We start from the raw sequence: 25,279 nt of genomic DNA on the forward strand, positions 1-25,279 counted from the left end.
GGTCAGCGCGAGCGGCTGAGCAGCTCAGCCGTCTCGGCCCGTCGGTTCCAGGCGATGACGGCCAGCGGCACCATGAAGATGAACGGGGTCCCCGCGTTCTCGCCGTGCATCGCGGTGAGCTGGGTGACGAACGCGAACGCCAGGAAGACGATCAGTGCCGTCGCGGCCGGCCCGGCCAGCCGGCGGACCAGCAGGCCGACCGCTCCGGCCAGTTCCACCAGTCCGGTCAGGTACATGAACCAGTGGCCTGCCCCGATGGCGTCGAAAACGGTCGTGGCGGCGGGGAGCGCGAGCAGCTTGGGCAGCGCGCTGGCCAGGGCGAAGAAGAGCGCGAGCAGGATTCGCAGCGTCCAGACCACCCGGACCACGGCCGTGCTGGACTTCGTGGCGGTGGCGGTGGCGGTGGCGGTGGTCGTGGTGGCGGTGCTGGACATTTCAGGTCTCCCTGGTCGGCTGTCGTTGCTTTCTCGGGTTTGACCGCCGCTACCGCCTGAACTCATCGCTCTCGGGAGGAAAAGTCTTCCGGCAGCCCCACCTCCAGTACCGGCGGCTCGCCGCTGACCCCCGCCACCCCGGCCTGCGTGCCTACCGCTACCACGCCCTGCCCGGTCACACCGGCCACCGCGTCTTCGGCTCCTACGTCGAGAACGGCGCCTCCCCCCGGTGGCGGGCACCCGGCAGCGCGCGGAGGCGCCGGCCGCGTGCACGACCAGGAGCTCCGGGTCCAGGGCCCGTACGTTCCCCGGAACGACCAGCCGGATGAGGTCGAGCCGGCCTGCCGACCCCTGCGGCCCGCCCCTCTATCTCCAATGACCATTGTTCCTAGAATGGCCGCATGGAGCACATCGAAGCGATCGCCGCCCTGCACGACCCCGTGCGCCGCCGCCTCTACGCGTACGTGGCGGCCCAGGGCCGCGAGGTGGGCCGGAACGAGGCGGCGGAGGCCGTCGGGGTGGCGCGGACACTGGCGGCGCACCACCTGGAGAAGCTGGTCGAGGCCGGGCTGCTGGAGAGCGGCAGCCGCAGGCTCACCGGGCGGTCGGGGCCGGGGGCGGGGCGGCCGGCGAAGGTGTACACGCGGACGCGCGCCGAGCGGGTGGTCTCGCTGCCCGCGCGCGACTACCGGACGGCCGCCGAACTGCTCGCCGAGGCCGCCGAGCGGGCCGGGCTGGACGACGGGCTGCGCGCAGCCGCGCGGCGGCGGGGGGAGGTCGAGCGCGGAGCGGCCGCGCCCTGCGGGGGGCTCGACGAGGCCGTCGCGCTGCTGGCCGCCCGCGGGTACGAACCCCGCCTGGAGGAGGGGGCCATTCGCATGCGCAACTGCCCCTTCCACTCCGTCGCCGAGCGATTCCCGCCCCTCGTCTGCGGCATGAACCTCGCCCTCCTGGAGGGACTTCTCGGCGCGGACGGCGCCCTCCATGCCCGGATGGACGCCCGGCCCGGGGAGTGCTGCGTGGTGGTCGAGCCTTCTAAAAACAATATTGATTGACATAGAAAGAAGGCCCGTGCTGGGATGGCGCCATGACCTCCCACCACCTCGCCCAGTTCAACGTCGCCACGCTCCGCCACCCCGTCGACGACCCGCGCATCGCGCCGTTCGTCGATCTGGTCTCCCCGGTCAATGCCGCCGCCGACACCGCCCCCGGCTTCGTCTGGCGGCTCGCCGCGGACGGGAAGGACGACGCGACCGCCCTGCGCCCGGCGGGCGAGGACGTCATCGTCAACATGTCGGTGTGGGAGAGCCGGGAGGCGCTGTGGGAGTTCACCTACCGCAGCGGGCACCTGGAGGCGATGCGGCGGCGGCGTGAGTGGTTCGAGCGGAACGTCGAGGCGCACCTGGTCCTGTGGTGGGTCCCGGCCGGGCACCTGCCGGACGTCGACGAGGCCCTGGAGCGACTGGCCGACCTGCGCGCGAACGGCCCCTCCCCGCGCGCCTTCACCTTCAACTCCCCCCGTACTCCGGACGGAGCCGCACCGCACCCGGGCGCGTGAGCGGGCCGCTCCTCCGCCACCGCCGAGCGGACCCGGCGGCCGCCGTGCCGGCCAGGACCACCAGCAGCCGCGGGAACGAACGCCAGCGCTGCTCCTCGCCGGTGCCCACGGTGTACGCGGGCTCGGCGGCGGGCCGGTACACCCCAGCCTGGCCGGCGGGCAGCTCCGGGGCGGGGACGAGGCCGAGCGGGCCGCAGGCCTCGCCGCGGGCGCCGGCGACGAAGGCGGCGTGGATCCGGCCGACGTCGAGCAGGTGCTCGCGCCCGGCCCGCCCGGCGCCACAAGGGATGCCGGGCGGGCCGGTTCAGCGCAGCACCTCCAGCTCCGGCCAGTCGTCGCCGGGCCGATCGAGGAAGCCGGTGGGCCGCCCCGTCAGGTACCGCGCGAAGAAGGCGGCGACGGCGGTGCGCTGGGCGGCCAGGGAGCGCCGGGGGTCGACGGTGCCGATGAGTCCGGCCGCGTCGGGGACCGGGAGGCGGCGGACGAGCTGGGGCAGGAGGACCTGGAGGTCGGTGTACGAGCCGTGGGCGGCGTTCCGCAGCCGCAGGGCATGCCGGGGGCCGGTGGACGCCGCCCAGCACGAGGCCCAGCTCGGTTCGGTGCGCAGGGTCTTCGTGCCGGAGGCCATCAGCAGGAAGGGCTTGGCGAGGCCGCTGTCGGCGACGGGTTCAAGGAGGGCACCGTCGAGGTCGGCCGCCGCGCGGACGCGGGGCTCGTCGTGGGCGAGCTGGGCGGCGACGGAGCCGCCGAGAGACTGCCCGAGCACGCCGGTCCTGGCCGGGTCGGCGGCTTCGGCGAGCCCGTCCGGGAGCGGGTCGGTGCCGGTGTCGGTGCCGGTGTCGGGGCGGTCCCCGCGGGCGAGCCGGTCGAGTGCGCCGAGGACGAAACGGGCGTCGGCGAGGCGGGCCCGGGAGTGCCCGGCGAGGAGGGCGGCGACGACCTCTGGGGTGAGGTCGTCGGGGAGCGGGAGGGCGCGTTCGACACGGCCGCCGGGGAACTCGACCTGTTCGGCCTCGTACGTGGAGTCGAGGGTGACGACGAGGTGGCCGCGGCTCGCCAACTCCTCGACCAGGGTGGTGCCGAGGGCGCGCGAGCCGCCGTCGCCGGGGGAGAACAGCACCACGGGCAGCCGGCCGGCGCGGCGGGCGACGGGCGCGCCGGTGCGGGCGTGGGTCCTGATCCCCCGCCAGTCGGCGGCGCCGGCGGGGACACCGAGGGCCGGTGCGGAGTGCGCGTCCCAGTCGGCCGCCGCGGCCGGGGGCAGCCAGGGGGCCGTCGGGTGCCCGGCGCCGGGTTCCGCCGGGTACCAGAGGCCGGCCATGAGCTCCCGGTAGGGCTTGGCGGGGAGGAGGGGGTCGGGGCGGCTGTCGTCGACCAGGTGCAGCGCGACGGTGCCGACGGGCCAGGGCCCGGTGGGCGCGGGCAGGCACAGCGGGACGGGGGCGGCGGGGCCGTGTCCCCCGGCCGGGGCGGCGGGGCGGCTTCCCGGGGTGGGGGCCGGGGCGGCGGCCACGGTGGCGAGCGCGGCGACGCCGAGCGTGCCGAGCAGGGCGCGGCGGGTCGGGGGCGTGGGCGGGGACATGGGCGGGCTCCTCGGGTGGTGCGGCTGCGGGGTCGCCACCAGGGTTCCGCCGCCGGGGGGTGCGGGGCGCCCTGCCGGGGGACGATCCCGCCGGTGGGTGCGGGTCGCCCCGGCGCGCGTTCGCTCCTCCGCGCGGAGGAGCCCCCGGTGTCCCGGGGTCTCCCCCCGGTGTCCGCCGGCGGGCGGACGCCTTCGCGGGCGCGAGGGCCCTACCGTGGGGCTCCGGCGAGGACGCCGGACGACGCGGACGCGAGGACGGACACGATGACCGAGACCGGCGCGGTACGGACGGGCCCGCCGGGAGCCCTTGCCCGGCTGCCGGGGCGGGTGCCGCCCCTGGTGGCGGACGCCGCGCTCGCGGCGGCCCTGTTCCTGGTGACACTCGGGCCGGGGCGGGTGGCGAACGGTACGGGCTTCGCGCTGCAGACCGCCCTGGTGCTGCCGTTGGTGTGGCGGCGGCGGGCGCCCCGGGCCGCGTTCGGGGCGATCGCCGCCGCGGCGCTCGCGCAGTGGCTGCTGGGTGTTCAGCTGCCCGCCGACGCGGCGTTGCTGGTCGCCCTCGGGACGGTGACCGCGCGGGCGCCGTACCGGTCGGCGTGGGCGGCCGCTCTGGTGGCGGTGGCCGGGGCGGTGCTGGCGGCGGCGCGCTGGGCGCCCGAGGGCCGGTTCCCCGCCTCGGCCGCCGCGATGACGGCGGCGGTCGCCGCGAGCGCGCTGCTCGGGGCGAACGCCCGGATCCGGTGGGCCGCGCGGGCGGAGCGGCTGGCGCGGCTGGAACTGGACCGCGACGAGCGGGAGCGCCGGGCGGTGGAGGAGGAACGCGCCCGGATCGCAAGGGAGTTGCACGACAGCGTGACGCACGGCCTGTCAGTGGTGGTGGCGCTGGCGGACGCGCTCGGGCACGCGAGGCCGGCCGACGCCTGCGCCGTGACGGCCCGGATCGCGGAGACCGGGCGGCAGGCGCTGACCGACATGCGGCGGGCGCTGGGCCTGCTCCAGGACGCCGGTCCCGACGCCGGCCCCCACACGGGGCCCGGGGACGACCGGCGGTCGCCGCCGGGGATCGGGCAGCTCAGGGCGTTGTGCGAGCAGATGGAGGCGGCGGGCCTCGTGACCCGGCTGCGGGTGGACGGCGAGGCGGCCGGGGTGCCGGCCGCGGCGCAGTTGACGGTGCACCGGCTCGTCCAGGAGTCGCTGACCAACGCGCTGCGCCACGCGCCGCAGGGGTCGCGCGCCGAGGTGCGGGTGTCCTGCGCGCCGGGGGCGGTCACGGTCGAGGTGACCGACGACGGGCGGGCCGCAGGGACCGGGCGGCCGGGATCCGCCGGGTCCGGGCGGGGTCTCACGGGGATGCGGGAGCGCGCCGCGGCCTTCGGCGGGGTGCTGGAGGCGGGCCCGCGGCCGGGCGGCGGCTGGCGGGTCTTCGTACGGCTGGATCCCGGGGGCGCGCCGTGAGCGTCCGGGTGCTGCTGGTGGACGACGAGGAGCTGCTGCGGCTGGCGTTCGGCATGATCCTGCGCGCCGAGCCGGACATGGAGCCGGTCGGGGAGGCGGCCGACGGGGCGGCGGCGGTGGAGCTGGCGCGGCGGCTGCGGCCGGACGTGGTGCTGATGGACGTGCGGATGCCGGGCACCGACGGCATCGGGGCGACCCGGCGCCTGCTGCGCGAGGTGCCCGGGACGCGGGTGCTGGTGCTCACGACCTTCGACCTGGAGGCGTACGCCGTCGAGGCGCTGCGCGCCGGGGCCTCCGGCTTCCTGCTGAAGAACAGCCGGCCGGAGGAACTGCTGGGGGCGATCCGCGACGTGGCCCGGGGGGACGCCGTGGTCTCCCCTCGGGTGACCCGGCTGCTGCTGGACCGCTTCGCCCACCGGCTCCCCGCCGCCCGAGACGGCGGCGGAGGCGACGCGGAGCGGCTGCGCGTGCTGACCGCGCGCGAGCGGGAGGTCCTGCTGGGGGCCGCCCGCGGCCTGACCAACACGGAACTCGCCGCCGCCCTCGGTCTCGCGGAGCCCACGGTGAAGAAGCATCTCGGCCGGGTCATGGCCAAGCTGGGCCTGCGGGACCGGGTACAGGCGGTGATCTTCGCGTACGAGTGCGGGCTGGTCGGGCCGAGGTAGGCGCGAGCGGCTGCCGGGCGGGGGCCGTCCCCTCCGCCGCCGTCGGTCCGCCCGCCGGGTCCCCGCGCGCCGCCGCTCGGCCCGTCGGGAGCCGCTGGCGCGCCCGTGGCGAAGCAGCCCGTCCGGGCGCACGGTGTCTTCCCTGCCTTCGGCGAAGTGGTGGGTGGTCAGCGGGAGCGCGGCCTGCCGACCTCTTGGATCCTGCCGACCTTCGGGGCCTGCCGGACCCGGCTACGGCCGGTACCGGTCGGCGAGGTCGCCGTAGCCGCCCGCTGTCCAGACCGCCTTGCGGAACTCCGCGAGGCCGAGCGACCCGGTGCCCTGTCCGGCGGCGGGCGGGAAGTGCGTGGTGCCGCAACGGGCGCAGTACCAGGCCTGGTTCCAGAGCCGTTCGGCCCGGGGCCGGCCTGCCAGGTGCCGCCGCCTGGCGAGGAACAGTGCGGTCGCGCCCGCCAGCAGGGCGATCGCGACGGCCAGGATCAGACACGACCCCCAGAGCGGGACCAGCGCGTCGTTCGCGTCGGCGAGCGCGGCCGCCGTGTGCGTGGCCGGGGAAGCCGGAGCGGCCTTCGGAAGGTCGCCCGGGAGGAGGTCGGTGGGGAAGTCGTTCGGGAACCCCGGGTGCGCGGTCACCCAGTCCGGCGGCGAGAGGTCGGGCTTCCGGGCGACGGGCGCGTCGCGCGGCATGGTCCCCTGGACGAAGGTGAAGACCGCCCCGACCAGCGTCACGAAGCCCAGGGATGCCAGCGTCTGGACCGCCGTGCCGACCGCGGGCGGCGCGGGCGCCAGGGCCCGGCCGAGGGCGGAGACCTCCTCGCGGGTCTCAACGCGGCCGTCGCGGCCGGAGGAGCGCACGGTGACGTTCCGCCGCTCGCCCAGGTGGACCGCCGGCACACTGCGGACCTGGTCGGTCAGCGCGCAGCTCGGGCAGGGCGTCAGGGCACCGGGCGGCGGTGGCGCAAAGACGGCGTCGTTGATCGGCATGTACGGAAATCCCCCCAGGAGCAACGATGGTCGGGCGACCGTTCGTATCCGGGTGGACGCAGCCGCACGGCCTCCGGTTGCCACTGCCCCGACCGCCCCCGTGCCCGCCGCTGCGCACCACCTGCTCCGGAAGGCGGCCACGCCGCCCGACCGCCGCCCTTCCTTCAACACGATGGGCACGGGCGGGCAGAGACGCCTTGGAGAGTCTCCGGCGGGCGACGGGCCATCGTCGCCTACCGCGGCCGCGTCCACCCGGCCGTCGACCGGGACTCCGCCGACGCGATCGACGAGGCCGTCGCCGACCCCGGTCGGGCGCGTAGTAGGCCACCCGTACGACCCGGACGGTCTCGCCGGCGGTGTCGTCCGACAGGCGGTCATGACCGTTTGACGGGCGATATTGACCGGTGCAGTCGAACTGTCGGTACGGTCAGCTCATGGAAGAGCTGCCCGAGGGCGTGGACCGCGACATCCTGGACCGCCGGATAGGCCGTGCGATCAGGGCGATCCGGGACGCGTCCGGCTGCACGCTCCATGAAGCACTCGACGTATTCACACAGCGGTACGAGGAGCTCCGCCGTGATCGGCCTGGTGACTTCCAGCTGAGCCGCGAGGAGTACAGCCGGGACGTCTACACCTGATCCGATCGAACTCGCCGGGCAGTCGGTCAAGGTCGCCTGTCAGCGGACACGGGTGACCGAGCAGACCGGCCAGGAGGCCACCCGCGGGAGCCGGCACGTCGTCGACGCGGTGACGGCACCGCCGGCGTGCGAGCGGCTCGCTGATGAGGCGCTCGCCCTGCTGGCCGCCGAGGAAGAGGCCACGGCCGAAGGCCGGCTCGGTGCCGTCCGGCGGATGCGTACCGGCCCGCACGACGCCGTCGGCCTGCTGATGGAGACCGTCCAGGTGCCACCGTCCACGGGAGCACCGCCCTTGGCATCGACGGTGCGGTCAGCCGCGGCGCCGACGGCGCATCCGTGACCCTGCTGCCCGGCCTGCGCTCGCAGCAGGAGCTGCTCCTGGACGCCTGGGAGCTCGCGCGGGACGCGGTCGATCGCCTCGCCCTTCAACCCGCCGAGCGCTGAACCACGGGCCCACCCGGCCGCTCATGAGAGTGGGCCCGAGACGCATCAACTCACGGGAGGATGCCCCGCGCGCCCAGCGGACCGCTCGGCTGCTCCGTTCCGGTGTGTTTTGAAAGATCCTGTCGATTGATCATGCGTTGAGCAGGGGACTTGCAGGATCTGGGACTTGAGATCCTGGTTGTCTGGCCTGTGGTTCTGCTGCCGTGATTGATCGTTCATGGGCTGTGGCCTGAGGGTTTGCAGAATCTGGGACCGATGTTCGGGTCGGTCGGGAGAACCTGTGGGTGGTCAGGGAAGCAGGGGCTGGCCGTTCTGCCCGCGGACGGCTCGGTAGCCTCGCCCGATGCGCATCCTGTTCACGTTCATCGGTGGCAGCGGCCACTTCCGCCCCCTCATCCCGGTGGCCCGCGCGGCGCAGGCCGCCGGGCACACCGTCGCGGTCGCGGGCAGCGGCGGCAGAACGGCCGAGATCACGGCGGCCGGGTTCACCGCCTTCGCCACCAGCGAGCCGCGGGTGAGTACGGCGGGTTCCGCGGGCGCGGCGGCCGTGCCCGTCGACGTACCCGATCCGGCGGCTGACCTGCGGCAGCTCGCCGAGGGCTTCGCCCGGCGCGGCGGGAGACGGCAGGCTGCTGCGGTGCTGGACATCGCCCGCGATTGGAAGCCCGATGTCCTGGTGCGCGACGAGGTCGACTTCGGCAGCTCGATCGCGGCCGAGGTGCTCGGGATACCCTGTGCGACCGTCATCGTGCTGGCCGCCGGGGGCTTCCTTCGCAAGGAGGTCGTCGCGGGGCCGCTGCACGAGCTGCGCTCCGAGTACGGGCTGCCGGCCGACCCCGGGCTCGCGATGCTGGACCGGGACGTGGTCCTGTCGCCGTCCCCGCACGCCTTCCGGGACCCGCGCTTCCCGTTGCCCGCCCACGCGTTCGCGTTCCGGCCGGGCCCGGCCGTTCCCGCAGCCCCTGTGCGGGACACCCCCACCGTGTACTTCACGCTCGGCACCGTCTACACCAGCACCGAGCTGTTCGCCCGGGTCCTGAGCGGGCTCCAGGGACTCGCGGCGAACGTGGTCACGACGGTCGGCTCCCAGGTCGACCCCGCGCTGTTCGGGCCAATGCCGCCGAACGTTCGGATCGAGCGCTTCGTCCCGCAGGATCAACTGCTGCCGCAGTGCAGCCTGGTGGTCTCGCACGGCGGCTCCGGCAGCCTGCTCGGCACGCTCGCCCACGGCCTGCCCTCGGTGCTGCTGCCGCTCGGCGCGGACCAGCCGTACAACGCGCGGCGGTGCGTCGAACTCGGTACCGCCCGGGCGCTGGAGCCGGTCACCGTGACCCCGGACGAGGTGCGCGAGACGGTGTCGGCGGTACTGGCCGATGAAGGCTACCGCCATGCCGCCGAGCGGCTTCAGCGCGAGACCAACGCCCTGCCCGGACCGGAGCAGACCGTTCCCCTGCTCGAAGCACTCCGCTGAGCATCCCGCGTCCCCGTATCGGCCCCGCCCGCTGACGGCCCCGCACGTCGTGGCGGTTGGAAGGTACGGCCGGGCTGGACGCGGCTGCCGCCGAGCTCGGCCTGCCCCGCCGCCCGGAGCCGGGACGTGCGTGGGTCCGCTGGCCGCACCGTCCGGCCCTCGGCGGCGGCCACGCGTTTCCCCCGGACAGAAGGATCGGTACCGCACTGCCGCGCCGCGGTCCCGACCCGCGATCCGACCCGGCGGCCCGGGACGCCCCGGCGGCTGCGCGCGGTCGGCCGGTGCTCTGCGGGGTGGCCGTTCTGGTTCTGTTCGGAGCGGAGCGGCTCCTGGTGGCCGAGGCCGATCTCGGCGGTGCTCCCGTCGGCGAGTCGCAGGGTCTCCTTGTGTCTGCGCGGCACGTTGAGGTGCCCTTCCAGCTCGCGGTACTGGGTGGCTGCGGCGAGGTTTCGGGCCTCTTTCCCCGCGTGTGTCACCTTCGCGGCCGGCATTTTCGGGCGTTCGGTCAGTTCCGGTCGGCGACGCCGGCCTCCAGGACGGAGACCACGGCGAACAGCGAGAAGCAGACGGCGCCGAGGCCGACCAGGACCCGGGCCGCGACCGTCACGTCCGGGTCGGCCGACTCGAACAGGAACGCCGACATGAACAGGCACAGCAGTGTGGTGCCGATCGGGAGCAGCGCGGCGCGGCCGGCCGGCGGCGCGGCACGGCGCCAGCCGAGGGCGAGCAGCAGCACCGCGCTCAGCACTGTCCAGCACAGCAGACCCAGCCCGATCTGCACGTACCCGGTGGCCAGTTGACCGGGCCGGGGGTCCAAGGCGACGACGACCAGGCCCCCGGTGATGTCCATGGCGCCGAGCACGGCGGCCGGGACGAGCCACCAGACCCGCTCCCGCCGGGTGTAGGTGTTCCGGATCTGCCGCAGCAGGGTGATCACCAGCCCGATCAGGGCGGTGCAGACGATCGCCTGGTCGACCACCACGTGCCCGGCCGTGAAGCGCCCGTCCGAGTCCCCGCCGCCCCCGTTGGCCAGCATGACGGTCGCCCACGCCCAGGCGGCGGCGGCCGCAAGGACCGGGACCGCCACCAGCGCCCGGGCCGCGGACCGGCCGAACGGCGCGGGCGAGCGCGGCGGGGAACCCTCCGGCAGGACGGCGTTCTGCCCGATCAGCGTGAAGCGGGTGGCGACCGCGGCCACCGACGAGACGCACACGCAGACCAGGCCGATGCCGAGGACCACGCTGCCGGCCACGAAGTCGGCCACCGGCCGGTGGCTCTCCGCCAGCAGGCCCAGCCCGTAGCCGACGGCGGCCCCGGACACCGCGAAGCCGAACGCCGGGTAGCCGATCCGGTCCAACGCGCCGAAACGGCCGATCAGTTGCCGCACGACGGTCGCCGCGACGGCGAACAGGCAGAGACAGACGGCGGCCAGGAAGACCAGCGTCAGGCCCGCGACCCGGGCGCTCGGCCCGGTGGAGTGCGCGAGGACGTAGCCGCCGAGCGAGGCCGACACCGCGCCCATGAGCAGCGGAATCGCCCGGAGCAGCACGCTCATTCCGTGGTTCACCAGGTCTCCTCGTTCCCTCGCGCTCGCCGGTTCCGGGCGGCAGTCAGTGTTCAGCCCACCGGGTCTTCGGCCGGGACCCCGGCGGCGGGTGTCCACGGATTTCGTCCGATCGGCTCACGGCTGCTCCGTCCCGGCTGTTTGGAAAGATCTTGTTAATTGATCATGTGTTGGCCATTGGACTTGCAGAATCCGGGACTGCTGTTCAGCCCAGTTGGGAAAACCAAAAGGCGGGGGAAGGGATCGCCCCTCGACGCTGTTGATCTTGATTCAGCAGGGAGACCACCTGGACCCCTACCGGTCCCGCGCGGCCGCCATGCCTCCAGGGACCAAAAGAGGGGAAGCCGCCGCTGCATCCTGCGTCGGTGGCTTCGACGAGTGGTTGCCCTTGTGGCGCTCAGTCGTGAATCGACCAGGTGTCCCTCGGCAGCCAGTGGGAGAGGTCGTCGAGAGCCTCGGCCGGGTAGAAGATCGGCCGGGTGAGGAGCCGGTCGCCTTCCCGCTGCACGTTGACCGTCACGCCCAGGGACCGCGAGGCGGGCACGCCGGCGCTCATGTAGGCGAGCTCGGTGTCCGGCGGCCGCTGCTCGGCACGCTCGGTCATCCACCGCTCCACCACAGAGGGCACCTGCCCGACCAGCGGCACGCCGTCCGCGAGGACCTGGGGCCCGCACAGGGCGTCGACCACGACACCCGTGAGCCGCTGGCCGTCGTAGTACAGGTGGAGGCCGAACTCGCGGTAGGTGGCCTCGACGAGCTCCCAGGCGTTGCCACGGCCCGTGAACCTGCGGTGCCCGGTGTCCGCCGTCATTCCGCTGACCGTGTCCTCGACCTCCGCCGCGCGCATCCCGAAGCGCAGCGGTCCCACGCTCACGTACGGGTCCAGCGTCCACTGCGGCCGCTCGTCGTCCGGCACCACGTGCCACCATCCCTTGAACATGATCACGGACCCTACGCGCGACCGCTGACACCGGGCACAGGCCAGGGGCACAGTTGGTCGCCCGCCCCGGCTCCGCAGGCGTTCTGGAAGGCGGTCAGCGGGGCCTAGGGGAGGCTCTGCTGACCGTGGACCTGCACGCGTTTGCCGCGGCCCGCGGGGGCCGGCCCGTCCTGTTGCCCGCCAGCCGCCTGGTCGGGGGATGGCGCGGGGAGTTCGAGGACGGTGAAGGCGTTGTCGAGTGCGGTCCGGGCGGTGCGGGCGTGGCGGACGAACACCAGGACCTGGCCGCTGTCGAGTTCCTGCAGGGCCTGCTGGGCGTGTTCGCCGCCGCCGAGGCCGCGTCGCAGGGCGCGGGCCTCGTCCCGTAGGGCGGGGAGTTCTTCTTCGAGGCGGCGTCGGCGGTGTTCGGCCTGGCGGCAGGCCGGGCTGCAGTGGAGGGCGGGGCGGCCGGTGGCGGCCTTCGGCAGGTCGCGGCCGCACCCGGGCCGGGCGCAGGCCGGCCTGCTGGCCGAGGGTTACGTCACACGGCAGATTCTGACGAAACGTCGGCCGCGGTGGCAACGGCCCCCAGCGCGCGCCGGGGCCCTCGCACTGCCCCGCCCCGGGCGTTGAGCGCATGGTCGTCGTCCGGCCCGCTGCGCCCCCGCCCCCGGCTCGGCAGCCTGCGGTCGCGGCCGAAGCCTTCGCCGCGGCTGCCGTCCGGGACCGGGACGTTCGTCGACACCTTCCGGGTGGATCACCGCAGCATGGGCTCCCGGCGCTGCTTCGGCACCCAGCGCGCTGCCCAGGGGGAGGGCATGGTCACCACATGCGGTCCCGCCACTCCGCGGTGGGGAGATAGGTCTCGGAGTGGTCGCCGATCCGCTCCGCCCAACGGGAGTCGACGAGCATCGCCCTCGTGAGGAGTACGTCACCGGCCCGTTGGGTGGAGCCGAGGAACCCCAACTCCTCCGAGGCCAGGTCCCCCAGCTGGGTGTGCTGCAGGTAGACGTCGTGGGTGTCGGCGTGCGCGGTGAGGTCGGCCACCAGCTCGGACGGCACACGCCCCACCAACGGCAGACCGTCCAGGAAGACCTGGGGACCGCGCCGCGCGTCGAACGCCACGCCCACCAGGCGCCCGGCGTCGAAGTACGCGGTGACGGCCGCCAAGGCCGGCACGCGAGGGAGATTGAACTCGCTGCTCACCACGGACCCGTAGTGCGGTCGGACCCTTCTCCACGGGCTGGGCACGAGCTCGCCGACGAGTGCCTGCTCGGCCTCCTCGGCCGTCATCCCGAACCGCAGCGGGCCTACCCGGCGGAGCGGCTCCGATGTCCACCGGATCCGCTCGTCCGCCGCGACAACATCCCAGCTCACGTGTCCCGCACCCTTCTCGCTGCCGGCCCCGGGAATCCCGGACCGGCTGGCTCTTCCAGCTCGGGGGAGCGTACGGCGGGACAGTGACAGCCCGTACCGGCGAGCACTTCACCGCGCTGGTCAGGATCACTTGGCAATCGGTCAGGACCGCGTGTCAGAGGACATCGGGCTCAGCCCCGCGCTCGACCCGAGGCCCTGACCGGGTACCCGCCGGTGGCCCTGATCGTCACCGGCGCCGGAGCGATGTCCTGGTCAGTCTTCTAGGGTCCGACCAGATGTTGAGACTGCCGTCCTCGACGACCCACTCGTGGTGGCCGAGCCTGCGGCCGATCTCCTCGAACCGGCTCAGCCGCGCCGGGCCAATGGGGATGAAGTACACCTTCATCGCCCGCTCAGGCCCCGGAGGACTCGCGCACCGTCAGGTCCGGCAGGAGGTCCAGGTGGTGCACCGGCAGGGCGGGGCCGGTGGCGGCCAGCCGGCGGACCAGGAGGTCCACCGCGGCGGCGCCTACGGCGCGCTTGGGCGGGGCCACGGCGGTCAGCGGCGGGGCGCCGAGGGCGGCGAACACGTCGTCGTAGGCGACCAGGGCGAGGTCCTCGGGGATCCGTACGCCGCGGGTGCGCAGCAGGGGCAGCAGTTGCAGGGCGTCCTGGTCGTTGTGCACGAGGGCGGCGCGGACCCCGTCGGCGACCGCCTCGGCGAGCCGGGCGGCGACGGAGTCGACGCCGGCGGCCGGGGTGCGGACGTCGATGACGGGTTCGGCGGGCAGGTCGAGGGCGCGGCAGGCGTCGGTGTAGCCCAGGCGGACCTGGTAGGCCGTCCAGGTGTCGGTGCGGGCCGCCAGGGCCACCCGGCGGTGGCCGAGGGAGGTGAGGTGGCGCAAGGCGAGCAGGACGCCGTGGCGGTGGTCGGAGCCGACCGCGTCGAGGGCCGCGGCGGGGCTGCCGGGGGCCGGGCGTCGTTCCAGCAGGACGGCGGGGACGGGGAGTTCGGCCGCCCAGGCGTGGTCCTCGGGGCGGTCGGCGGCGGTCCAGTTCGGGGCGAGCAGAAGGCCCTGGGCGCCGGAGGCGAGGAGCTGGTCGACCTGGACGCGGTCGGCGCTGGCCTCGTAGGAGGAGATGCCGAGGACCAGGTGCGCGCCGGCCTCGGCAGCGGCGGTGCGCGCGCCGGCGATGACCTCGTCGAAGTACTGCACCACGGCGGGGACGAGCAGGCCCAGGGTGGGGGCCTCGACGGGCCGGGGCGGCACGGGGGCGGGGGCGTCCGCGGGGCCGCCGAAGGAGACGGAGCCGTGGGTGCGGCGGAGCAGGCCCGCGTCGGCGAGGCTCGCGACGTCCCGGCGGACGGTGACGGCGGGCAGGCCGAGCCGCTCGGCGAGGTCCACCACCCGGACGGTGCCCAGGCCGCGCACCGTGTCGAGGATGCGGGCGCGGCGATCGTCCGCCGGGATCGGCATGGCACTCCCTGTCGGTGGGCCGGTCTGTCGAGGTGGACAGGAACCTACCATTCGGTCACCGGGCGGACGGCCGGTGCGGGGTCCCCGCGGGCCCGGGCCGGGGCCGGCGCGCGCCCGCGGGGCGGGAGGGGTCAGGAGCCGTAGCGCTCCTCGGGGACGGCGGGGCCGAGGTCGGGGCCCTCGACCAGTTCGACGCGGTCGCCCGGGCGGTGGAGTTCGAGGACCAGCAGCTCGTTGGCGCCGGCCCGCCAGAGCGGCGCGGGGGCGTAGAGGGTGCGCTGCGGGCCGCGGTCCCAGTAGCGGCCGAGCGCGAAGCCGTTCAGCCAGACCATGCCCTTGGTGAAGCCGGGCAGGGCGAGGAAGCCGTCGGCGGGGGTGTCGACGGTCAGTTCGGCGCGGTGGAAGCCGGGGCCGTCGGCGGTGGAGGGCGCGCCGAGGGCGAGGGCCGTCAGGTCGTCGAGGGGCAGCGGGCGTATCTCCCAGCCGAACTGGTACTGCCGGTCGACCCGGACACCGCCGGTGATGCCCTTGGGGTCGTGCAGCAGCGGGCCGTAGTTGATCCGGCCGAGGTTCTCGACGAGCAGTTCCAGGACGGCGCCGCCCTCGGGCACCCGCAGCGGCAGGGCCTGTTCGGGGTGGTTGCGGTCGAGGACGCCGAGGGGTTCGCCGTCGAGGAAGACCTGGGCGCGGTCGGCGAGGCCGTCCACCCGCAGTTCACCGTGGGCGAGCGGGCCGCGCAGGCGGGTGCGGTAGTGGATGAGGCCGAGGTTCTGGCCGAGCCGCTCCATCGGGAGGGGCTCGGGGAGGTGGTGCGCGGTGGAGAGTTCGCCGAGGGCGCCGCCGGCGCCGAGCAGCGGGCGGCCGGCGGTGACGGGGGCGCTGCGGGGGGCGAGGCGGGCGGGCAGCGGCGGCAGCGGGTGGGGGTTGGGGCCGAGGTGGCGTTCGATCACCGCGCGGAAGAGGTGGAACTTCTCGGTGAGTTCGCCGGCTTCGCCGACCGGGGCGTCGTAGTCGTAGCTGGTGACGTCCGGCTGGTAGCTCGTGCCGTCGTGGTTGGCGCCGTTCCACCAGCCGAAGTTGGTGCCGCCGTGGCCCATGTACATGTTGACGGAGGCGCCGGCGGCGAGCTGGGCGTCGAGGACCTCGGCGGCGTCCTCGGCGTCGCGCACGTGGTGCGGTGCGCCCCAGTGGTCGAACCAGCCGCACCAGTACTCCATGGTGACCAGCGGGCCGACCGGCTGGTGGCGGCGCAGGCAGGCGAGGGACTCCTCGGGGCGGGAGCCGAAGGTGCCGGTGGTGAGGAGTCCGGGCACCCGGCCGCCGAGCTGGAAGCCGTCCTCGGCACCGTCGGCGGTGAACAGCAGGACGTCGACGCCGCGGGCGACCAGGGCGTCCCTCAGATGTTCGAGGTAGGCGGTGTCGTTGCCGTAGCTGCCGTACTCGTTCTCCACGGCGACGGCGACCACCGGGCCGCCGTGGGAGGAGAGCAGCGGGAGCAGTACGGGCACCAGGTGGTCGAACCAGGCGTCCACGGCGGCGAGGAAGGGCGGGTCGAGGCGGCGCAGCCGCATCGCGGGGTCGGCGAGCAGCCAGCCGGGCAGGCCGCCGAACTCCCATTCGGCGCAGATGTAGGGGCCCGGGCGGACGATGACGTCGAGGCCGAGGTCGCCGGCGGCGCGGACGAAGGCGGCGAGGTCGCGGTCGCCGGTGAAGTCGGCGCGGCCCGGGGCGGGCTGGTGGAAGTTCCAGGCGACGTAGGTCTCGACGGTGTTGACGCCCATGGCGCGCAGCCGGGTGAGGCGGTCGGTCCACTGTTGGGGGCGGATGCGGAAGTAGTGGACGGCGGCGGAGACGATCCGGTGCGGACGTCCGCCGCGCAGGAAGGTGTCGCCGTCGGTGGTGAGGGCGGGGTGGGGGGCCTGGTCGGCCATCGGGTCCTCCGCGGGAGGGGAGCGGGAGTGAGGGGGGTGTGGGGACCTCGGTGGGTCCGGGCGCACAGCTGCGCGGGTGGCCGCGGGCGGATCGGCGGCGGCCACCGTGGTCACCCTAGGAGTTCGGTGATCGCACGGTCAATCGATCGACGATCATCGGCTTTATTGATCAATTTCCGATCGAACGATACTCTTCGATCGGAATATCATCGGCTGACCGCTTCCGGACGACGCGTCGGCCGGCACGACGGATGGAGGCCGGAATGGCCATCTCGGGGGAAGAGCGCCGCAGGCTGATCGTGTCGGCCGTCGGCGAGCTCGGCGGGCGGGTCCGCCTCACGGAGCTGGCCGACCGGCTGGGCATCCCGGCCGTGACGGTCCGCCGGGACGTCGCCGCGCTCGCCGACGCCGGCCGGCTCTCCCGCTCGCACGGCTTCGTCTCCCTGGAACGCCCGGACGACGGCGCCCGGCCGCCGCTCGCCCCCGGCCCCGGGCAGGGCCGCGCCCTCGGCCTGCTGGTGCCCTCGGTCGGCTCCTACTTCGACGAGGTGATCGCCGGGGCCCGGGCCGCCGCCGCGGCCGCCGGGGCCCGGCTGGTCCTGGGCATCGCCCCGTACGGGGCGGGCGGCGACCGGCTACAGGCCGAACGCCTGCTGGAGTCCGGAGCCGAGGGCCTGCTGCTGGCCCCGGGGCTGGTCCCGGGCCGGACGGCCGAGGACTACGCCTGGCTGGACGCCCTGCCGGTGCCCGCCGTGCTGGTGGAGCGCCGTTCCCCCACCCCGGACGGCCCCGGGGCCGGACTGGACACCGTGGCCTCCGACCACCGGCACGGGGTCCTGAGCGCCCTGCGCCACCTGGCCGGGCTCGGCCACGGGAGCGTGCTGCTGGCCGCCCGCGGCGACTCCTGGACGGCCGCCGAGGTGCGGGCCGGATACCGGGAGGGCACCCGGCTGCTCGGACTGCCCGACCTGCCGGCGCTGGACATGCTCGGGCCGGGCAACCTGCCGGCCGATCCCGAGCCGCTGGTGGCACGGATCGCCGAGGCCGCGCGGTCCGGGACCCGGGCGCTGCTCGTCCACAACGACCAGGACGCGCTGCGGCTGGCGCCGCTGCTGCGCGCGCACGGCCTGGCGGTGCCCGCGGACGTGGCACTGGTCGCCTACGACGACGTCTTCGCCGCGCTCGCCGCGCCCCCGCTGACCGCCGTCGCCCCGCCCAAGCACGCGGTGGGCGCGGCGGCCGTCGACCTGCTGCTGCGCCGCCTGGCGGCGGGCGCCGAGCTGCCGGTGCACCGCACGGCGCTGCTCCCGGTCCTGCGCGTGCGCGCTTCCTGCGGGGCCGAGCGGACGGCCCCGCGGACGGGCGCCGCGACCCTGGGGTGAGGGGCGCGGCGCCGCCTCGGCCGGACAGGGCCTGAGGAACCCGTGTGCGCCCTCAGCCCGGCAGCAGCGCGGACAGGTGGCGCGCCCCGCCGCCCAGCCGCGGTGCCAGGGGCGCGGCGCGCGGGTGCCAGGGGGCCTCGTACTCCCAGGCCGCCCAGGTGCCGGGCGGCAGCAGGTGCAGGCAGTCGGCGATCGGCAGCACTCCGGTGCCGAGCGGCAGCGGGGTGAGGTCGTCCGCCGAGGCGACGTCCTTGACCTGCGCGTAGCCGAGGTGGGGGCCGAGCGCGCGGTGGGTCCGTGCCGGGGTCTCGCCGGCCAGCCAGGTGTGCAGCAGGTCCCAGAGCGCTCCGACCGCGGGGTGGTCCACCCGGTTCAGCAGGGGTGCCAGGGCTGCCCCGGCGCGGTGGGAGTCGTGGGTCTCGACGAGGATCCGCACGCCGAGGGCCGCCGCCCGCGGGGCCGCCGCGCGCAGGCGGCGGACCGCGCGCTCGTCGGCCTCGGCCGCCGGGCCGGGGCCGCCGTGCGGGAAGACCCGCAGGTGGCGGCAGCCGAGGTCGGCGGCCAGCCGCAGGTGGGCGGTCAGCGCGGCGAGCACCGGCGCGTCCGGCCCGGGCGCGGCGACGCCGACGTAGGAGGCGAGGGTCAGCGGGAGGACCCCGGCGGTGGACAGCAGGCGGGCGGCGCGGCGGCGTTCGTCCGCGTCCAGCCCGAGGCGGACCGGCTGGTCGTCGGCGCAGCGCAGTTCGAGGCCGTGCCAGCCGTGTTCGGCGGCGAGGGCGGCGGCCCGGTCGAGCGGCGTCCCGGGCAGGCCGAGGGTGGCGAGGGCGAGGGGCACGGCGGTTCAGTCCCCTTCGGCGGGGTGGACGGTGACGGCGGCGGGTGCCAGGCGGATCCGCAGGCCCGGTGCGCCGACGAGGCGGACGGTCAGCAGGACGGCCTCCGGGTCCTGCCCGTCCGGCCGGGCCGTCAGCTCGACGGTGTCCGCGAGCGCCGGCGGCCGCGCGACGGCGGTGAGCCGGGCGGCGCAGGCGAACAGGGCCGGGCCGTCGGCGGGAAGCTCGCCGGTGAGCACCGGCAGGGCGGCCTCGGGGCCGAACGCGGTACCGCCGGGGACGTGCTCGGCGCCGGCGGTGGTGAAGCCGCGCAGGGCGTGCAGCTCCGAGGCGAGCCCGCCGTCGGCCCGCACACCGGCACCGGCGCGCTGCCCGGCACCCCGGCCCGCGACGGCCCAGCCGGTCTGGGTGACCGGGGTGCCGGCCGGCCCGCCGGTGACCAGGTGGGCCCGGAACTCCTCGGCGCCGTGGGCCAGGGTGAGCGAGGTGACGGTGACGCCGGGCAGTTCACGGCCGCCGACGCGCGGGTGCCAGCGGGAGGCGGCCCAGCCGGGCCCGGTGCCGAGCGGGTGGACGCGGCCGCGTTCGGTGGGTCCGGCGTCGGTCAGCAGGGCGAGGTGGTTGTCGGCGGGGCCCTCGAAGGCCGGCCCGGTGGCGGTGGAGTGGGCGAGCCGCGCGTAGTACGGGTCGTCCGGGCCCACGGCGTCGGCGGGCTGGTCGTCGCTGCCGTGGTTGTGCAGCCGGACCAGGCCGTCGGCGGCGGTGGACTGCACCAGCCAGCCGGGCCCGTGCAGGGCGAGGACGGTGTCGCGCTCCTCGACGGGTGCGAGTCCCTCCGGCGCGGTCCACACCGGGTGGCCGGGCGGGAGCAGCAGGCCGAGGAAGGCGCTGCCGGCCCAGTACGGGGAGGCGGGGCCGGAGTAGACCTGGACGAGCCGGAGGTCGGGTCCGTGCCAGCCGAGGGTGAGCAGGCCCCGGTCGTCGACGGCGCCGCGGTCGAGGAAGTGGCGCAGGGCGCCGGAGGCGAGGCGGCGGGTGGTGCCGGGGGCGAGCGGGGTGTGGCCGGTCAGAGCCCCGGCCCAGAGCGGGGCGGTGGCGGCGAAGCGGTAGGTGAGCGAGCGGCCCTGGTGGACGGGCGCGCCGTCGGCCCCGAAGGTGTGGGCGTAGCCGGCCAGGTGGGCGGCGAGGCGCTCGCCGTACACGGCGCCCAGGGTCCGGTCGCCGGCGAGGTGGGCGTGCAGGACGGGGTACAGGTGCAGGGCCCAGCCGTTGTAGTGGTCGAAGGCGCGGGGGCGGCCGTCGGTGTACCAGCCGTCGCCGAGGTACCAGCGGTCGATGTGCTCCAGCCCGCGGCGGACGGCGGCGCGGGCCTCGGGTTCGGCGATGCCGGCCTCGGCGAGGAAGCCGCCGACGGACAGCGGGAAGAGCTGCCAGTTGTTGTCGTTGGGCACGCGGTGCAGGGCGTCGGCGAGCCAGCGGCCGACCCGGTCGCGGACGGGCCCGGACAGCCGGTCCCAGAGCCAGGGGCGGGTCAGGCGCAGGGCGAAGGCGATGGAGGCGGCCTCGACCATGGCCTGGCCCCGGTCGGTGATCAGCGGCCAGGACTCGCGGTCGCCGTCGGCGAGGTCGCGCTCGCCGGTGGGGGTGCGGGTGCCGGCGTCGAGTCCGGCGGCGTAGTGCGCCAGCAGGCCGTGCGGATCGGTGCCGCCCGCGCCGGCCACCCGCAGGGCGGCGGGTAGGAAGGTGCGGGCGAAGCCCTCCAGGGCGTCGGAGCGGCGCCCGGAGCGGCTCGGGCGGGGGCCGGGCAGGTCGATCAGCGCCCCGGCGGGACTGGCGTGGGGGAGGACCGCGGTCAGCAGGCCGTCGGCCACCGCCTCCCAGTGCTCCCTGGTCCAGCCGGTGTGCGGGCTGAGGTCGCGGTCCTCCGGGGGCAGGCGCATGAGGTCCTCCGTGATCGGGTGGTGGGCCGGAATCTAGGTAGTGCCTGATCGTTCGTCAAGCTGGAGCGATCAAATGAGCGGCTTGATCGGATTGTGATGTTGTCGCCGCGGCAGCGTATTGCCCCGATTTTCCGGCATTCCAGTGATCGCGAGGGCGGCTTCGGAAGCCCGGCAGGTCGATCATGTCAGATCATTTGATCCAAATCTCTTGACTCCGATCGCCTATCTGCTCAGGATGACAGCCAATCGCCCCCACCCTCTGCGGGTCCCGGCCGGAGCCGACCGTTTCCGGGCCCTGTGCACCCTCGTCCTAAGGAGCCCACCGATGCGCTCGACCCCCCTCTCCCGGCGCAGAGCCCTCCGCACCGCCGCCGCGGCCACCTCGGCCGCGCTCTGCGTCACCCTGCTCGCCGCCTGCGGCAGCAGCGGCGACGGGGCGGCGGCCACCGCCGCGGACGACGGCAAGCCGGTCAGCCTGACCTTCTGGGGCTGGGCGAAGGGCACCAAGGACGTGGTCGCCGCGTTCAACGCGAGCCACCCGAACATCCAGGTCGTCTTCGAGGAGATCCCGGCCGGCGCGGCCGGCGGCTACGCCAAGCTCTCCAACGCGGTGAAGGCCGGCAACGCCCCCGACGTCTTCAACGTCGAGTACCCGCAGCTGCCGGACTTCGTCAGCCAGGGCGCCGTCCAGGACATCAGCAAGCTGGTCGACGGCGACCTCAAGGCCAAGTACCTGCCGCAGGCCGTCGAACTCACCTCGCTCGGCGGCCGCACCTGGGCCCTGCCGCTGGACGCCTCCCCCCAGGTCTTCTACTACCGCAAGGACCTCTTCGCCAAGGCCGGCATCACCGTCCCCAAGACCTGGGACGAGTTCCGCACCGCGGCGCAGCAGCTGAAGGCCGCCCAGCCCGACACCCGCATCGCCACCTTCTTCCCCGACGACCCGACCACCTTCGAGGCGATGGCCTGGCAGAACGGCGCCCACTGGTTCGCCGCCGCCGACGAGGCCTGGAAGACCGACCTGACCGGGCCGGAGACCCGCAAGGTCGCCGACTACTGGCAGAAGCTGGCCGACGAGGACCTCGTGCGCGTCATGCCGTCCTTCAGCCAGCAGTGGACCGCCTCCCTGCAAAAGGGCGAGACGGCCGGCTACCTCGGCGCCACCTGGGGCGGCGGCGTCCTGAAGGCCAACCTCGGCACCACCCCCGAGGTCAACGGCACCTGGGCGGCCGCGCCGATGCCCAGCTGGGACGGCAGCCCCGCCAGCGGCATGCTCGGCGGCACCACCTTCGCCGTGTCCAAGGACAGCAAGAAGGCCAAGGCCGCCGTCGAGTTCGCCACCTGGGCGACCACCACCGCGGACGGCTTCAAGGCCCGGATCTCCTCCGGCACCTCCTCCGCCTACCCGGCCGCCACCGAGCTCGTGCCGGCCGCCAAGCAGGCCTTCAACACCGACTTCTACGGCGGCCAGGACCTCTACGCCCTCTACGCGGACGCCGCCAAGTCCGTCAAGCCGGGCTGGACCTGGGGCCCGGCGATGGGCGTCACCAACGGCTCGCTGAAGGACTCCTTCGGCAAGGTCGCCGGCCGGACCGGCACCATCGACGAGTCGCTCACCGCCGCGCAGCAGGCCACCCTCGCCGAGTTCAAGAACCGCGGACTGAAGGTCGCCCAGTGACCACCGGCACCCATCCAGGCCGTACCACCCGCGCCACCGCCGGCCGGTGGCGCGGGCGGTACGGGGCACCGGCCGTGCTGCTCGCCCCGTTCCTCCTGCTCTTCACCGCGTGCACGCTGATCCCGATCGGCTACGCGATCCGGCTCAGCCTCTTCACCGAACACCGCTCCGGCCTCGGCTTCGGCGACGCCGAGACGGTCTTCACCGGGCTCGGCAACTACACCCGGGCACTGTCGGACGCGGCCTTCCGCGGCGGCTTCCTGACCGCCGCCCAGTACTGCCTGATCTACATCCCGCTGATGACCGGCCTGGCGCTCGTCCTGGCCCTGCTGCTGGACTCCACGCTGGCCCGCGCCCGGCGCTTCTTCCAACTGGCGCTGTTCATCCCGCACGCCGTGCCCGGCATCATCGCCGCGCTGCTGTGGATGTACCTCTACACCCCCGGCATCAGCCCCGTACTGGACGCGCTGGAGTCCCTGGGCACCCAGCCCGACCCGCTCGGCCACCCGCTGCCCGCCGTCGTCAACATGGCGCTGTGGCAGTGGACCGGCTACAACCTGGTCATCTTCTACGCCGCGCTGCAGGCCGTCGACCGCTCCGTGCTGGAGGCCGCCGTCGTCGACGGCGCCGGGGAGCTGCGCACCGCCCTGAACATCAAGGTGCCGCTGATCCGGCCCTCGATCGCCATGGTCGGCCTGTTCACCGTCATCGGCTCGCTCCAGCTGTTCACCGAGCCGATGATCCTCTACGGCACCTCACCGGGCGTCACCTCCTCCTGGACCCCGAACATGTACGCCTACACGGCCGCCTTCGAACGCCACGACTACGGGCTCGCCGCTTCCGCCTCGGTGCTGCTGGCCCTCGCCGCGGCGGGGCTCTCCTTCGCCGTCACCCGGCTCACCCGGGGCCGCTCCGACCGCCGGCGGGAGGCCGACGCATGACCACCACCGCCACCCGCCCCAGCGGCGCCCCGCCCCGCCGCCCGGCCCGCGCCGCCCGGCCGCGCCGCCCCTGGACACTCTCCAAGACCGCCGTCAACGGCACCCTGGTCCTGGCCACCGTCTACACCCTGTGGCCGCTCGGCTGGCTGCTCACCGCCTCCGCCAAGAACACCGCCGACCTGCTCGGCGGCAACGCCCTGGGCGCCGACAACTTCCGGCTCGGCCAGAACCTGCACGACCTGGCCACCACCGGCGGCGGCATCTACTTCCGCTGGTACCTGAACTCGCTGCTGTACGCCGGGATCGGCTCGCTGCTGTGCGCGCTGGTGTGCGTCGCGGCCGGCTACGCCTTCCACGTCTACCGCTTCCCCGGCAAGGAGAAGGTGTTCGGCCTCGTGCTGCTGGGCGTGCTGGTGCCCACCACCGCGCTCGCCCTGCCGATGTACCTGCTGGCCTCCGAGCTCGGCATCGTCAACACCTTCTGGGCGGTCTTCCTGCCCTCGCTGGTCAACCCCTTCGGCGTCTACCTGGCCCGGGTGTTCTGCGCCGGCTACGTGCCGAACGAGGTCCTGGAGGCCGCCCGGATGGACGGCGCCGGGGAGCTGCGGACCTTCTGGTCGATCGGGCTGCGGATGGTGATGCCCGGCTTCGTCACCGTCCTGCTGTTCCAGTTCACCGCCATCTGGAACAACTTCTTCCTGCCGCTGGTGATGCTCTCCGACAGCCGGCTCTTCCCGGTCAGCCTCGGCCTGTTCAGCTGGAACGCCCAGACCAAGGCCTTCCCCGAGTACTACCCGCTGGTCATCACCGGCTCGCTGCTCGCCGTCGTGCCGCTCGTCCTCGCGTTGGTGCTGCTCCAGCGGCACTGGAAGGCCGGCCTGACCGCGGGGAGCGTCAAGTGAGCCCGAACCCCGCCACCGCCGCGACCGGCACCGCCACCACGCCCGCCCCTACGCCCGACCGGGAGACCACCGTGCCCGACGGCCGGCCCGCCAGCCGCCCCCGCGCCGTCCTCGCCATGCACCGCGAGCTCGCCGGGCGCCTGATCGACCCGCACACCATGGCCCGGCTCACCGCCCTGGCCGACCTCGACCCGGCACTCGTCCTTGACGACTTCACCACCCCCGAGGCCCGCGCGGCGCTCGCCGACGCCGAGGTGATCGTCTCCAGCTGGGGCTGCCCGCCGATCGACGAGGAGGTGCTGGCCGCCGCCCCGCGGCTGAGCGCCGTCATCCACGCCGCCGGCTCGGTCAAACACCACATCACCGACGCCTGCTGGCGCCACGGCCTCAAGGTCACCTCCGCGGCCTGGGCCAACGCCCTGCCGGTCGCCGAGTACACCGTCGCCGTCGTCCTGCTCGCCAACAAGCGGCTACTGCCGATCCGTGAGGAGTACCGGCGCCGCCGCGCCCCCCACGACTGGCAGCTGGCGTACGGGGCGGCCGGCAACTACCGGCGCACCGTCGGCATCGTCGGCGCCTCCCGGATCGGCCGGCGGGTGATGGAACTGCTGCGCCCGCACGACCTGGACCTGCTGCTCCACGACCCGTACGTCGACCCCGCCGAGGCCGCCCGGCTCGGCGCCCGCGCCGTGGAGATGGACGAACTCTGCGCGGCCTCCGACGTGGTGAGCGTGCACGCCCCCGAACTGCCGGCCACCCGGCACCTGATCGACGGCCGCCGGCTCGCCCTGATGCGCGACGGCGCCACCCTGGTCAACACCTCGCGCGGCTCCCTGGTCGACCAGGAAGCACTGGTGCGCGAGGCCGCCTCCGGACGCCTCGACGCCGTCATCGACGTCACCGAGCCGGAGGTGCTGCCCGCCGACTCCCCGCTCTACGAGCTGCCGAACGTCTTCCTCACCCCCCACGTGGCCGGCTCGCTCGGCGGCGAGCTGCACCGGATGGCGGCCGCCGCCGCCGACGAGCTCGCCCGCTACACCGCCGGGCATCCGTTCGCCCACCCCGTCCTCGCCGAGGACGGACACCGCACCGCGTGACCCCGCGCCGCGCCCCCGTGCCGCGCG

At 74.9% G+C, this 25,279-nt stretch carries 23 protein-coding genes; 12 read left to right on the forward strand and 11 right to left on the reverse strand.

Annotated features, from left to right (window positions below; translation table 11 throughout):
- Window positions 1-2: 2 nt before the first annotated feature.
- Window positions 3-434, reverse strand: a complete 432-nt coding sequence (locus ACFCY1_RS24945; protein ID WP_375876114.1) for a DoxX family protein — start codon at window positions 432-434, stop codon at window positions 3-5.
- A 401-nt stretch (window positions 435-835) separates the two neighbouring features.
- On the opposite strand from ACFCY1_RS24945, the gene ACFCY1_RS24950 reads away from it, so the two are divergent.
- Window positions 836-1,489, forward strand: a complete 654-nt coding sequence (locus ACFCY1_RS24950) for a helix-turn-helix transcriptional regulator (RefSeq protein ID WP_375876115.1) — start codon at window positions 836-838, stop codon at window positions 1,487-1,489.
- Window positions 1,490-1,521: 32 nt separating this feature from the next.
- A complete protein-coding gene (locus ACFCY1_RS24955; RefSeq protein ID WP_049660689.1) occupies window positions 1,522-1,992 on the forward strand; it encodes a DUF3291 domain-containing protein in 471 nt (156 codons plus the stop codon).
- 304 nt (window positions 1,993-2,296) lie between these two features.
- On the opposite strand, the gene ACFCY1_RS24960 is transcribed toward ACFCY1_RS24955, so the two are convergent.
- Entirely contained in the window at window positions 2,297-3,574 is a 1,278-nt protein-coding gene (locus tag ACFCY1_RS24960) for an alpha/beta hydrolase family protein (protein WP_375876116.1), read from the reverse strand.
- Window positions 3,575-3,838: 264 nt separating this feature from the next.
- Here ACFCY1_RS24960 and ACFCY1_RS24965 point away from each other — a divergent pair, with 264 nt between their 5' ends.
- Together ACFCY1_RS24965 and ACFCY1_RS24970 are read left to right on the forward strand one after the other, a co-directional pair.
- Complete coding sequence (locus ACFCY1_RS24965) at window positions 3,839-5,029, forward strand: sensor histidine kinase (protein WP_375876117.1); 1,191 nt, start codon at window positions 3,839-3,841, stop codon at window positions 5,027-5,029.
- Window positions 5,026-5,694: a response regulator gene (locus ACFCY1_RS24970; RefSeq protein WP_375876118.1), complete on the forward strand. Its 669-nt coding sequence runs from the start codon at window positions 5,026-5,028 to the stop codon at window positions 5,692-5,694. The genes ACFCY1_RS24965 and ACFCY1_RS24970 overlap by 4 nt, the downstream gene beginning before the upstream one ends.
- A gap of 231 nt (window positions 5,695-5,925) precedes the next feature.
- Here ACFCY1_RS24970 and ACFCY1_RS24975 read toward each other — a convergent pair whose 3' ends face one another.
- Window positions 5,926-6,678: a hypothetical protein gene (locus ACFCY1_RS24975; protein WP_375876119.1), complete on the reverse strand. Its 753-nt coding sequence runs from the start codon at window positions 6,676-6,678 to the stop codon at window positions 5,926-5,928.
- Between the two features lie 434 nt (window positions 6,679-7,112).
- Here ACFCY1_RS24975 and ACFCY1_RS24980 point away from each other — a divergent pair, with 434 nt between their 5' ends.
- From ACFCY1_RS24980 to ACFCY1_RS24990, 3 genes are all read left to right on the forward strand, one after another.
- On the forward strand, window positions 7,113-7,316 hold the full coding sequence (locus ACFCY1_RS24980) for a hypothetical protein (protein WP_375876120.1): 204 nt from the start codon (window positions 7,113-7,115) through the stop codon (window positions 7,314-7,316).
- Window positions 7,317-7,368: 52 nt separating this feature from the next.
- Entirely contained in the window at window positions 7,369-7,656 is a 288-nt protein-coding gene (locus ACFCY1_RS24985) for a hypothetical protein (protein ID WP_375876121.1), read from the forward strand.
- A 447-nt stretch (window positions 7,657-8,103) separates the two neighbouring features.
- A complete protein-coding gene (locus tag ACFCY1_RS24990) occupies window positions 8,104-9,231 on the forward strand; it encodes a glycosyltransferase (protein ID WP_375876122.1) in 1,128 nt (375 codons plus the stop codon).
- Window positions 9,232-9,736: 505 nt separating this feature from the next.
- Here the strand turns inward: ACFCY1_RS24990 and ACFCY1_RS24995 are convergent.
- The 6 genes from ACFCY1_RS24995 to ACFCY1_RS25020 all read right to left on the reverse strand — a co-directional run bounded on the left by ACFCY1_RS24995 (window position 9,737) and on the right by ACFCY1_RS25020 (window position 16,479).
- Window positions 9,737-10,798, reverse strand: a complete 1,062-nt coding sequence (locus tag ACFCY1_RS24995) for a DUF2776 family protein (RefSeq protein WP_375876123.1) — start codon at window positions 10,796-10,798, stop codon at window positions 9,737-9,739.
- Window positions 10,799-11,192: 394 nt separating this feature from the next.
- Window positions 11,193-11,735 (reverse strand): hypothetical protein, encoded by a 543-nt coding sequence (locus ACFCY1_RS25000; RefSeq protein ID WP_375876124.1) that lies wholly within the window; start codon window positions 11,733-11,735, stop codon window positions 11,193-11,195.
- Window positions 11,736-12,536: 801 nt separating this feature from the next.
- The gene (locus ACFCY1_RS25005) at window positions 12,537-13,091 is read right to left on the reverse strand and encodes a hypothetical protein (RefSeq protein WP_375876125.1); all 555 of its coding nucleotides are present in this window, start codon (window positions 13,089-13,091) and stop codon (window positions 12,537-12,539) included.
- Window positions 13,092-13,317: 226 nt separating this feature from the next.
- Window positions 13,318-13,476, reverse strand: a complete 159-nt coding sequence (locus tag ACFCY1_RS25010; protein ID WP_375876126.1) for a hypothetical protein — start codon at window positions 13,474-13,476, stop codon at window positions 13,318-13,320.
- Between the two features lie 7 nt (window positions 13,477-13,483).
- Window positions 13,484-14,548 (reverse strand): substrate-binding domain-containing protein, encoded by a 1,065-nt coding sequence (locus tag ACFCY1_RS25015; RefSeq protein ID WP_375876127.1) that lies wholly within the window; start codon window positions 14,546-14,548, stop codon window positions 13,484-13,486.
- Window positions 14,549-14,679: 131 nt separating this feature from the next.
- Window positions 14,680-16,479 (reverse strand): beta-galactosidase family protein, encoded by a 1,800-nt coding sequence (locus ACFCY1_RS25020; protein ID WP_375876128.1) that lies wholly within the window; start codon window positions 16,477-16,479, stop codon window positions 14,680-14,682.
- Window positions 16,480-16,742: 263 nt separating this feature from the next.
- On the opposite strand from ACFCY1_RS25020, the gene ACFCY1_RS25025 reads away from it, so the two are divergent.
- Window positions 16,743-17,861, forward strand: a complete 1,119-nt coding sequence (locus ACFCY1_RS25025; protein WP_375876129.1) for a substrate-binding domain-containing protein — start codon at window positions 16,743-16,745, stop codon at window positions 17,859-17,861.
- A gap of 52 nt (window positions 17,862-17,913) precedes the next feature.
- Here ACFCY1_RS25025 and ACFCY1_RS25030 read toward each other — a convergent pair whose 3' ends face one another.
- Both ACFCY1_RS25030 and ACFCY1_RS25035 read right to left on the reverse strand, forming a co-directional pair.
- Window positions 17,914-18,696, reverse strand: a complete 783-nt coding sequence (locus ACFCY1_RS25030) for a sugar phosphate isomerase/epimerase family protein (RefSeq protein WP_375876130.1) — start codon at window positions 18,694-18,696, stop codon at window positions 17,914-17,916.
- Between the two features lie 6 nt (window positions 18,697-18,702).
- Window positions 18,703-20,634: a DUF2264 domain-containing protein gene (locus ACFCY1_RS25035; RefSeq protein WP_375876131.1), complete on the reverse strand. Its 1,932-nt coding sequence runs from the start codon at window positions 20,632-20,634 to the stop codon at window positions 18,703-18,705.
- Between the two features lie 325 nt (window positions 20,635-20,959).
- Between ACFCY1_RS25035 and ACFCY1_RS25040 the strand changes: the two genes are divergently transcribed.
- The 4 genes from ACFCY1_RS25040 (at window position 20,960) to ACFCY1_RS25055 (ending at window position 25,252) form a co-directional block, all read left to right on the forward strand.
- A complete protein-coding gene (locus ACFCY1_RS25040; protein WP_375876132.1) occupies window positions 20,960-22,312 on the forward strand; it encodes an ABC transporter substrate-binding protein in 1,353 nt (450 codons plus the stop codon).
- Window positions 22,309-23,253, forward strand: coding sequence for a carbohydrate ABC transporter permease (locus tag ACFCY1_RS25045; RefSeq protein WP_375876133.1), 945 nt, complete (start codon window positions 22,309-22,311; stop codon window positions 23,251-23,253). Before ACFCY1_RS25040 ends, ACFCY1_RS25045 begins: the two co-directional genes overlap by 4 nt.
- On the forward strand, window positions 23,250-24,155 hold the full coding sequence (locus tag ACFCY1_RS25050) for a carbohydrate ABC transporter permease (protein WP_049657190.1): 906 nt from the start codon (window positions 23,250-23,252) through the stop codon (window positions 24,153-24,155). Before ACFCY1_RS25045 ends, ACFCY1_RS25050 begins: the two co-directional genes overlap by 4 nt.
- 116 nt (window positions 24,156-24,271) lie before the next feature.
- Entirely contained in the window at window positions 24,272-25,252 is a 981-nt protein-coding gene (locus ACFCY1_RS25055) for a hydroxyacid dehydrogenase (RefSeq protein WP_074006233.1), read from the forward strand.
- The last annotated feature ends 27 nt before the right edge of the window (window positions 25,253-25,279 follow it).

Origin of the sequence: Kitasatospora sp. NPDC056273 (assembly GCF_042268845.1) — a bacterium.
GTDB lineage: Bacteria > Actinomycetota > Actinomycetes > Streptomycetales > Streptomycetaceae > Kitasatospora.